Annotated in this window: 2 protein-coding genes and 1 pseudogene; 2 read left to right on the top strand and 1 reads right to left on the bottom strand. The window is 34.7% G+C overall.

All coding sequences use genetic code 11. The features are described 5' to 3' along the window. Positions 1-266: 266 nt before the first annotated feature. Positions 267-1,039: pseudogene (locus AMS59_RS26420) on the top strand (ISL3 family transposase); the annotation flags it as partial. Between the two features lie 651 nt (positions 1,040-1,690). After that, positions 1,691-4,465: an S-layer homology domain-containing protein gene (locus AMS59_RS17920; protein ID WP_053485088.1), complete on the top strand. Its 2,775-nt coding sequence runs from the start codon at positions 1,691-1,693 to the stop codon at positions 4,463-4,465. Positions 4,466-4,573: 108 nt separating this feature from the next. On the opposite strand, the gene AMS59_RS17915 is transcribed toward AMS59_RS17920, so the two are convergent. Further along, entirely contained in the window at positions 4,574-5,212 is a 639-nt protein-coding gene (locus AMS59_RS17915; protein WP_053485087.1) for an NAD(P)H-binding protein, read from the bottom strand. Positions 5,213-5,314: the final 102 nt, after the last annotated feature.

Below are 5,314 nucleotides of genomic sequence, written 5' to 3'. Positions count from 1 at the left end.
TTAAGACACCGCCCTTTCACGGCGGTAACACGGGTTCGAATCCCGTACGGGTCATACTGAAATGCAGTAGATGTAACTTACATCTACTGCATTTTTTTTATGATACATTGTCAAAAGTTGCCCTTTAATCTAACAAGGCATTATTAAATGGTTCTATAATATTTCTTGGGGTATTCACACAATTACACGCAAAAAAAGCACAAATTCACTGATTTTTAAATACTTGAATTGTCGAGAAACAAGTAATAGAAAGGTGAACTGTGCAAATGAATTTTAACATGAATATCCCAGGATTAAAAGATGTAGAGATTACGAAAGTAGAAGAAGTAGGCGATCGAATCGCATTGTATGTACAATTGCCTAAATGTACCCATCAATGTCCAGTTTGTAAAAAAGAAACATCGAAGGTTCACGATTACCGTATACAAAAGATCAATCATTTAAAATGGTTGAACGTTTAACTATTCTATTCTATAAACGTCGTCGTTATGTTTGTAATTGTGGACAGCGTTTCTCTGAAAAATCCCCATTCGTACATAAATATCAACGCTACTCAAAGGAATGGAATCAAATCAAGTAGTAAGTGTACGTGCAGTTAAAGCCAAAACATTTAAAGAAGCTGCAGAAGTACTTGGTACATCAACTATGACGGTCATTCGCCGTTTTAAAAAGATACCGAATAAACAATTAGTAGATGGTGTCCATTTACCAAAAGCGATTGCGATTGATGAGGATAAAGGTGATACAGATATAGGTACGTATCAGCTAATAATTGTGAATGCGGAGACGCGCGAACCGATTGATATTGAATCGTAAAAAAGAAACTATAAAAAATTACTTAAGTCAGCATGGAGCAGATGTTGAAATAGTGGTCATGGATATGAATCCAAGTTTTAAAGCAGCTGTTCGTCAAGCGCTAGGTCGACCTGTTATTGTGGCAGACCGCTTTCATTTTAGCCGTTATATCTATTGGTCAATGGATGAAGTGCGCCGACAAGTACAAAAAGAATGGGACAAATACAATCGCACAAAGTGTAAGTGATGAAACGGAATGCATAAGGCTTTCTACGTTTCGATCACTTTCGAGCAAAAATCTTATTAAATTTAAAGTATAAAGAAATCGGGGTTCATTTGGGCTAACGTGCTGAAAGATTAGGCACCCCAACATTTTACTTAGAACCTTTTAAATTAGTGTTAGGCTTCGATTCATTTTTCCTCTAATAACTTACAAAAATTTTATATGTTTTTCCTATTCTCATTACCTTCCACGCTGCCAGAAGAATAGGCATCTACAAAATAGAAATCATTTTTCAATTCTTCTCCTCACTTGATAACAACGAAAATTCCTTTCCGTCGAACCGCTGTTGTAGTTAGAATAGCCCGTTCCATCAATTTGCTAATTTATACGTGTCATTCATTCGATAAATGTGACAACATTCTTTTGCATATCACGTTTAGGGAAAATCATATATAACTTTTATTTTACCTTGGCTCTAAAAGTCGCTAAAAACCATACTTTAAAATCCTCGTTTCTATCAAATATAAGTCAATAGAATATTAATTTGCTTGTGCCCACTATTAAATGGACAAATAATCCATGGTAAAACACTATAATATTGGTATATCCTTTGGAATAAATCTATCTTTCTTTTATAATGGAGAGGAATATAATTCGTAGGAGGAAATAAATATGAAAAAAAAGCAAAGTAAATGGATTGTAAGTACAGCTTCTGCTGCATTGGTAGCCGCAGCTGTTGTTCCTACTGCAAGTGCAGCTAACTTTACAGATATTGCAAAAAGTGACCATAAAGAGGCTATTTTGGCACTAGCAGATGCTAAAATTATAGGTGGATATCCAGACGGCACATTTAAGCCAAATGCAACCCTTACGAAAGGTAATGTAACGAAATTTTTAGGAAAATGGCTTGTATCTGAAAACTTCCAAGTGCCAGCAGATTACAATAAAAAAGTACGTTTTACAGACTTGCCTATGTCTACTAAGGATAAAGAATTACTACAATATGCAGCGCTTATAAATGATACTGGCATTTTCAAAGGGACTAACAATAAGTTATTACCTTCCGAGAATATTTCACGTGAACAAATGGCTTCTATCTTAGTAAGTGCGATTGAAACAGTTTACGATATCGATTTAATTGAAATGTATAAAAAAGAAAACTATAAATCTTCTATTACAGATTTAAAATCAGCTTTACCAGAAAATCGTGAAGCTATTATCGCATTAGAATACGCAAAAATTACAAATGTAAAAACATTTAATCCGAAAGGCACACTAACACGTGGTCAATTTGCGTCATTTTTACATCGTTCGATGACGAATATAAAAGATATGGTAAAAAAACCTGAAGTGCCATTACTCATCCAAACAGTTAAAGTTGTAGATGCAAATACACTACAGGTATCATTAACAGATGGGACAAGCCATAAGGTAACATTAGCAACACCGCTTACTGAAAATGTGGAAACAAAAGTAGACTTCAAAATTAATGACAAACCATATTCCGCTGTTGTTACATATGAAGTCAATGAGCTAAAAGTACAATCAATTGAGGGAATTAATGCCTCACAGATTAAAGTTGTTTTCAACCAAGCAATTGACCCACTTTCTATCTTAAAGGCTGATGGGAAATTACAGGATAATGTTGTAGCGTTCTCTAATGTGGATACTTTAAGAGCACTATCAGTAGTGAAAACAGAAATCAGCGCTGATCGAAAATCGATCATCTTTACAATGAATGAGCCATTAAAAGGTACACATCGCTATGTGTTTAATAACATCAAATCTGAAAAGGGCACAGTGCTTAACAAAGTAGATGCGAATTTCGTCGTTGCTGGGGATACACAATCGCCTACTATTATAGGGACAACACAAGGGAAAAATTCTTCAATCGTTAAAGTGCAGTTTTCTAAGCCAATGGCAGCATTCCCAAATGAACGCATTCAATTTACATTACCAAATGGTACAAAGGTATCGAATGTAGTAGGAAGCATTGAGCAAAACGCAACTGAAGCGACATTTGACTTATCAGCTGCAACAGTAAATGGTAATTATTTATCACCTGGTACAGCTATGCAGATTACATTCGTAGCGGCAACAGATTTGTCAGGAAACATAATTTCACCAAACCCTGCTACTGTATCAGTGAAAAAGGGAGATAAGGATGGTGTTCCGCCGACATTATCTTCTGTCACACAAACTGGACCAAATACGTTCCAGCTATTGTTCTCAGAGGAGATTCAACAGCTTTATCCATATGATCTTTCAATCAAAAGCGGTCAGACTTCAATTTCCGTTAATAAAGTAGAGAAAGATCCTAAAAATGGTCGTTTGTTTAATGTTACGGTTGATCCAAAAAGTATACTTCAAGGAATTACTACGATTGGGACAGCTTCTAGCCGTGTGATTACTGATTTATCAGGTGAAACAGCAACATTCTCAACAGTGTATAACTTTATAAGAGATGACAAAGCTCCTGCCCTAATGAGTTCTGATATAGTTTACGAGGATAATGTAGAATATTTACAATTAACTTTCGATAAGCCAGTACAGTTGGGAACTTACGCAAAAGCATCATTTGCTGGAAGCTATATAAATAACCACATTTTGTATGAGTTATCAAGAGGACCTCAAAGTGATATTTATAGCGTAAAAGATCAACCTACAAAATTACGTGTAAAAATAGCAGGACTACTAGGCCCTTATGATTTAAAGGGAGCTTCTTACGACGGCAAACTATTTTTATCTAATGTTACAAATTTATACGGTGTACCAATCAATGAAGTGCAAAATGTCAAATTTTCGCGTAATGGTGATTTAAATGTTAATGGTAATAAACTAGCATTAACACAGAACAATCCAATTCAAACATCTGCAACAGATTATTCTATAAAAGATAATAATATTGTTTATTTAAATTTCAATTATCCAGTGGATCCGGCACTTGCTCAAAACGTTCAAAATTATAGTATTGATAATGCTCAGGTAGAAAGTGCAGTTGTAGAGGCAGCCAATTTAAATCGTATTAAGCTAACATTGAAAAAGGATTCGAATTATTATAGTGGCATACGTAATATCACGATTAAAGGCTTAAGAGCAGCAAACTCTATGGAATCATTCGACGAGGTACGAACATCAGTTAATCTTAAAGAAAATATTGCACCAAAGGTTTTAACTGTTAATGTTAGCAATTCACAAACTTTAGAGGTTGTTTTTAGTGAGCCAGTAATAAACGTTACTAGTATGGACTTTGAAGTTATTGTGAATGGTTCTACAGTAGCGGCATCTACCTATTCACCAGGCAATGATAGAGTGTTGATTACAATACCACAGGGTGGATATTTATATGGAAATGTTACGATTCAAGCCTCTTCTCGTAATGCTATTATGGATTCCAGTGGGAATAAGTTAGATTTCACTTCACAAACAATTACAGTACAAAGATAAAAGGAATTAGAATTTCCTAAGACATAATGAGGTAAAATCCACACTAAAAATAGCATGCTAGATATATTCTCAGCATGCTATTTTCTTTGTCATTTTATCGCTATTACACTAATGGGAGATAAACGGTGCTTTGTGAACGTACTGTGTATTATTTATATGATCAATGATAAAGGCGGCGATATCTTGATTCGTTATTTTTGTACCAGGCATATCCGTAAGGTTTTCCTTTATCTGATTGGATGTTAAGCTATCTTTTACAAATGGCAATCTAATCAAAGTCCATTTGATCTGTTCATTATTTGATAAAAATTCCCATTCCGATTTTTTATCCTTCATCATTTTCGGAAAGAAAACTTCAAACATCTTTGCTCCAAAACGATTCGTTATGCTTTTTTTGTCCTCTTTAATCGTTAGAGAACCACCAGAAACGCCTAGATAACGACTAATGTTTAAATCTTTCATCACCATAAAAATATTATTTGTAACTTTGCTATACATAGGTTCCTCTTTAGTTGGTTGACCAAATGTATTAATAACAACTTGACAATCTTTAAGAAGTTCTCGGATGTTTTCTATATCCTGTACCTGCCCTTTCACTATTTCAATTGCATCATTTTTATACTGTAACTTTTCAGGATTTCTAACAAGCATCCGAACATGATAGCCTTTTTGTATTGCATGAGTTGCTATATGTCTTCCTACTTTCCCTGTTCCTCCAATTATCGCTATCTTATAAGGACTATCCATTATATACCTCCTATTGAATATGCTAGGCTCATCACCAAAATCCGGGGATGACAAAATCAATGACCTGTTTCCAAACGTAAACGGAGGAAAAGATGGGCATCA

Origin of the sequence: Lysinibacillus sp. FJAT-14745 (assembly GCF_001275675.1) — a bacterium.
Classification (GTDB): domain Bacteria; phylum Bacillota; class Bacilli; order Bacillales_A; family Planococcaceae; genus Lysinibacillus.
Note: the sequence above shows the minus strand (reverse complement) of the source record. Positions and strands in the feature narration are given on the sequence as shown.